This window comes from Streptomyces otsuchiensis, from assembly GCF_004305975.1.
Taxonomy (GTDB): Bacteria; Actinomycetota; Actinomycetes; order Streptomycetales; family Streptomycetaceae; genus Streptomyces; species Streptomyces otsuchiensis.
The window spans coordinates 1-4,470 of the sequence record NZ_BHZI01000377.1; the positions used below are offsets into that span (position 1 = coordinate 1).

Annotated in this window: 5 protein-coding genes; 4 read left to right on the forward strand and 1 reads right to left on the reverse strand. The window is 74.9% G+C overall.

Features of this window, described 5'->3' with window-relative positions:
* From E0D90_RS23835 to E0D90_RS23845, 3 genes are all read left to right on the forward strand, one after another.
* Positions 1-622 (forward strand): DUF5134 domain-containing protein (locus E0D90_RS23835; RefSeq protein WP_307721169.1); only part of this gene is annotated, 622 nt, incomplete at its 5' end.
* A 167-nt stretch (positions 623-789) separates the two neighbouring features.
* Positions 790-1,728, forward strand: a complete 939-nt coding sequence (locus E0D90_RS23840) for a M56 family metallopeptidase (protein WP_103500543.1) — start codon at positions 790-792, stop codon at positions 1,726-1,728.
* A 401-nt stretch (positions 1,729-2,129) separates the two neighbouring features.
* On the forward strand, positions 2,130-2,759 hold the full coding sequence (locus tag E0D90_RS23845; protein ID WP_103500542.1) for a TetR/AcrR family transcriptional regulator: 630 nt from the start codon (positions 2,130-2,132) through the stop codon (positions 2,757-2,759).
* Between the two features lie 81 nt (positions 2,760-2,840).
* Here the strand turns inward: E0D90_RS23845 and E0D90_RS23850 are convergent, their stop codons facing one another.
* Positions 2,841-3,224, reverse strand: coding sequence for an ArsR/SmtB family transcription factor (locus E0D90_RS23850; protein WP_130800040.1), 384 nt, complete (start codon positions 3,222-3,224; stop codon positions 2,841-2,843).
* A 103-nt stretch (positions 3,225-3,327) separates the two neighbouring features.
* Between E0D90_RS23850 and E0D90_RS23855 the strand changes: the two genes are divergently transcribed.
* Positions 3,328-4,410: an NADH:flavin oxidoreductase/NADH oxidase gene (locus E0D90_RS23855; RefSeq protein ID WP_130800041.1), complete on the forward strand. Its 1,083-nt coding sequence runs from the start codon at positions 3,328-3,330 to the stop codon at positions 4,408-4,410.
* Positions 4,411-4,470: the final 60 nt, after the last annotated feature.

Consider the following 4,470-nt stretch of genomic DNA (forward strand, 5'->3'; position numbering starts at 1 on the left):
CCGGGCGGGGAGTCCGGCACCGGCCGGGCCGACGCTGCCGAGGGGGAGGTGCGCGGTGCACGGTCCCGCGCTGGTCGGCTGGCTGTTGGTGGCACTGTGCGGCGGCACGGGTCTCTACTGTCTGCTGGGCGCGGTCCGCGGCGTGCACGGTGCGGCACGGCGGCGCAGCTCCGCCGCGGAGGGCGTGATGGGGGTGGGCATGGCCGTGATGGCCGCGCCGGCTCCGTTGCCGCCCGGCCTGGTGGCCGTCGCCCTCGCCGTGGTCTTCGGGGCGGCCGCGCTGTGGTCGCTGATCTCCCGGGCGGCGCTGCCGCACCGGGGCCACCACGCGTTGGAGTCCTCCGCCATGGTCTACATGGCGCTCGCCATGCGCGGCGGGGCGCACGGCGCGGGCGGGCACGACGCGGACGGAGCCGCGCTCCACGGCGAACTGCCCGCCGCCGGGGTGCCGGTGCTCACCGGGGTGCTTCTGCTCTACTTCGCGGGATACGCGATGTACGTGGCGTGGCAGCTGCTGCCCGCCGCACCCGCCGTCTCCGCCGGGCGGGCCCAGGCGCAGGTCGCCACCGGCTGCCGGCTGTCGCTCGCGCTGGCCATGGCAGCCATGCTGCCGTTGATGTGACCGGCACTCACCGTCCGGGGAGACTCCGGGCGTACGAGTCCGGCCGGTACCGGTGTTGCGAGCGGGGGACGCGGAAGAGGACGGATGTGGGCCGCGCGGGGACGCGGACGGTGAGGAATGCGTCACCCCGGCGTCCGGCGCCGCGAGGCGGGTTCTAGGCTGACGGCATGGTCATCGCGCTCACGCTGCTCGCGTTGGGCGGACTCACCGCGGCGCTGGCGCCGCGTGTGCTGGTCCGCGGTTCCTGGCCGGACCGGGAGCCGATCCTCGCCCTGTGGGTCTGGCAGTGCGTGGTGGCCGCCGTACTGCTGTGCTGCGTGCTGGCGATGGCGCTCTCCGGAGCCGCCGCCTGGCACGCGGTGCGCGGACAGGTGTTCGCCCCCGCGCCGAGCCGGGTCCTGGACGCCTACGCGCTGCACCCGGACGGCCAGCAGTGGGCCGCGGCGGTGGCCGTGGTGCTCGCCTGCGGCGGGCTGTGGACGGCCGTGATGCTGGTGCGCGTGGTGTGGACGACCCGAGCCGCACGACGCCGGCAGCACGCGGCGCTGCGGGCGCGCGCACCGCGGCTGCCCGGGGAGGAACCGGGACGGGACCGTCTGGTCGTCATCGAGGACGCGCGCCCGGGGGCGTGGCTGCTGCCCGGCCCGCCGGAGCAGCTGATGATCACCTCGGGGGCGCTCCGGCGGCTGAACGGCCGCCAGCTCGACGCGGTGCTCGCCCATGAACAGGGGCACGCCCGCGCCCGCCACGACTGGCTGCTGTACTGCTCCGGCGCGCTGGCCCGGGGCTTCCCGCAGGTCCCGGTGTTCGCGGCGTTCCACCGCGAGGTGCATCACCTGGTGGAGATGGCGGCCGACGACAGCGCCTCCCGGCGGTTCGGACGGATGACCACCGCGCTCGCGCTGCTGGGGCTGAACGAGGACCGCGACGCCTTCACCCCCAACCGCCAGGTGCCCAGCCCGCTGGCCCGGCGGGTGGACCGGCTGCTGGCCCCGGTGCCGCACTTCTCCGGTTCCCGCCGGCTGCGGCTGACGGCCGCGGCGGCGCTGCTGCCGGCGGTCCCGCTCCTGGTGGCCTTCGCCCCGGGGCTCAGCTCCCTGGGCTGAACCGGGGCCGCCGCACTCCGAGGGCGGATGCCCGGGACGAGGCCGGTGACGGCGAGGAACCCCCTCGCGCGCGACGTCTCACACAAGATTTTTTGCGGCCTCTGCCCGCGACGACGGAAAATTCACCCGAACGAGGCAGATCGCTCGCGTCCGGCACGCTTCTCCGGCGACGGCACGGGAAGCGGTGGGGGCTGGGTCCTGCCGGGGTGCGTCGCGTGGTGCGAACCCCCGCGCGCTCTCCGGGCTGAGGCCCGGCGCCGCTCTCACATGCGCTTTTCCCCCGACCGGTATCGGGCGGTCCCCCGCTCCGCCCGATACCGGTACCCCCGAGACGGACCGCGTTTCGCGGTCGCGCGAGGTCAGTATACTGGCCGCCAGCCAGTCAACGCGGAGTTTCCGTTATGTCCCCTCGCCGACCTTCGGTCAACGCGGAGCTGAGGCGGCGCTCGCGAGAGCGTCTGCTGCAGGCCACCGTGGAGTTGGTGGCCGAGCACGGCTACGAGGCGACGACCCTGACGGACATCGCGGACCGCGCGGGCTCCGCGCGGGGGCTGATCTCGTACTACTTCCCCGGCAAGCAGCAGCTCCTGCAGTCCGCGGTGCACCGTCTGATGCATCTGCGCGTCGACGAGGCGCTGGAGCGCCGCCCGGCGCCCGAAGGCCCCTCGGCGGGGGACGAGATGCTGGCCCGGGCCATCGACGCGGTCCTCGGTATCGCGGCCGACGAACCGGTGCTGATGCGCGCCCACATGGCCGGCCTGCTCCAGCAGGAGGGCTTCGTGCACTGTGTGGAGCAGCAGCGTCTGGGCACCCTGCTGCGCGGGGCGCTGGCCGCCCACGGCTCGGGCGATGTGGAGGCCGACTACCCGATCCTGCGCGCGCTGCTGATGGGAGCGGTGGTCGCCGTCCTGCTACCGGGTGCCGCACTGCCTCCCGCACGGCTGCGCGGCGAGCTGTTCGCCCGGTACCGGCTGGAGTGGGAGCTGGGCTTCCCGCCACCGGTGGCGGACCCGGCGCCGCTGACCTCATGACCGCCGAAGCCGTCGGCGGTCGATTCGCGCCGGGCTGGGCCGCGTCCCGCGCCGCGCGGCCGCCGGGGGACGAAGGCGGCGTCAGCGCACAGCCGGCGCGGGGCGGGCTTCCTGCTGGCGTGCCGCTTCGAGGACTCCGGCGAGCAACCCGGGGAAGAGCCAGTCGAGTTCGTCGCGCCGCAGCTCGTTGATCTTCGCGGTCCCCCGGTACTGCTGGCGGACGACGCCGGACTGGCGCAGCACCCGGAAGTGGTGGGTGGTGGTCGACTTGGACACCGGAAGGTCGATCAGCGAACAGGGCAGCCCGTCCCTGGTCTCCGCCAGCGCCCGCACCACCCGCAGCCGCACCGGGTCGGAGAGGGCGTGCAGTACCCGCTCCAGGCGGATCTCCGCGAGGGTGGGATGGAGCAGGACGCGGGTACCGGAGGACGCGGCGGACGCGGCGGACGCGGGGGACGTGGCCATGGGCTCATCGTACGAGAAGCATCGTAGTTTGACAGTCCCCGTAATACGGCGATTACCGTACGAGTGGGCCCGCCGGGGGCCCGGAAGCGGAAGGCACGATGCGATGAGCGCCCTGCTGGAACCCCTCACCCTGCGCGGGATCACCACCCGCAACCGCGTCTGGATGGCGCCGATGTGCCAGTACTCGGCGCCGGACAGCGGGCCGGACACCGGCGTGGTGACCGACTGGCATCTCGCCCACTACGGGGCGCGGGCCGCGGGTGGCACGGGGCTGGTGCTGCTGGAGGCCACCGCCGTCAGCCCCGAGGGGCGGATCAGTCCGGGCGACCTCGGCCTGTGGAACGAGCGGCAGACCGAGGGGCTGCGCCGCCTCGCGAGCTTCCTCCACGAGCAGGGGACGGTACCCGGGATCCAGCTCGCCCACGCCGGCCGGAAGGCCAGTTGCGAGCGCCCCTGGCGCGGAGGCGGGCCCATCGGCCCGGACGAGGGCGGCTGGCAGACGGTGGCGCCCAGCCCGCTGGCCTTCTCGGACCGGGACCCGGTGCCGACGGAGCTGACCGGTGAGGGCATCGCCGCCGTCGTCGCCGACTTCGCCGCCGCCACCCGGCGCGCGCTGGCGGCCGGGTTCCGCGTCGTCGAGGTGCACGGGGCCCACGGTTACCTGCTCGGCGAGTTCCTCTCCCCGCACAGCAACCACCGCACCGACGGCTACGGCGGCGACTTCGCCGGGCGCACCCGCCTGGCGCTGGAGGTCGTGGACGCGATCCGCGCGCAGTGGCCGCCCGAGCTGCCCCTGCTGTTCCGCGTCTCCGCCACCGACTGGCTCGCGGACGGGGGCTGGACCGTGGACGACACGGTGCGTCTGGCGGCTCTGCTGCGCGAACGCGGCGTGGACCTGCTGGACGTCTCCTCGGGTGGCAACGCCCCCGGGGTGGAGATTCCGGTGAGCCCCGGCTACCAGGTCCCCTTCGCCGCCCGGGTGCGCCGGGAGGCCGGTCTCGCGACCGGTGCGGTCGGGCTGATCACCGATCCCGCCCAGGCCGAGGCCGTCGTCGCCGGTGGTGAGGCCGACGCGGTACTCATCGGCCGGGAGATGCTGCGCGACCCCTACTTCGCACACCGGGCCGCCCGTCAGCTGGGCTCCGGCTACGACGGCTACCCGCGGCAGTACGAGCGCGCCCGCTGAGCACGCCCGCCGACCGCCACCCGGCGCGGTCGACAGGGACGGGGGCGAGGGGAGCAGGGG

Excerpts from the sequence above, each read along its gene's own strand:
- E0D90_RS23850 (WP_130800040.1), bottom strand. The coding sequence starts at position 3,224 with ATGGCCACGTCCCCCGCGTCCGCCGCGTCCGCCGCGTCCTCCGGTACC.
- E0D90_RS23840 (WP_103500543.1), top strand. The coding sequence starts at position 790 with ATGGTCATCGCGCTCACGCTGCTCGCGTTGGGCGGACTCACCGCGGCG.
- E0D90_RS23855 (WP_130800041.1), top strand. The coding sequence starts at position 3,328 with ATGAGCGCCCTGCTGGAACCCCTCACCCTGCGCGGGATCACCACCCGC.
- E0D90_RS23845 (WP_103500542.1), top strand. The coding sequence starts at position 2,130 with ATGTCCCCTCGCCGACCTTCGGTCAACGCGGAGCTGAGGCGGCGCTCG.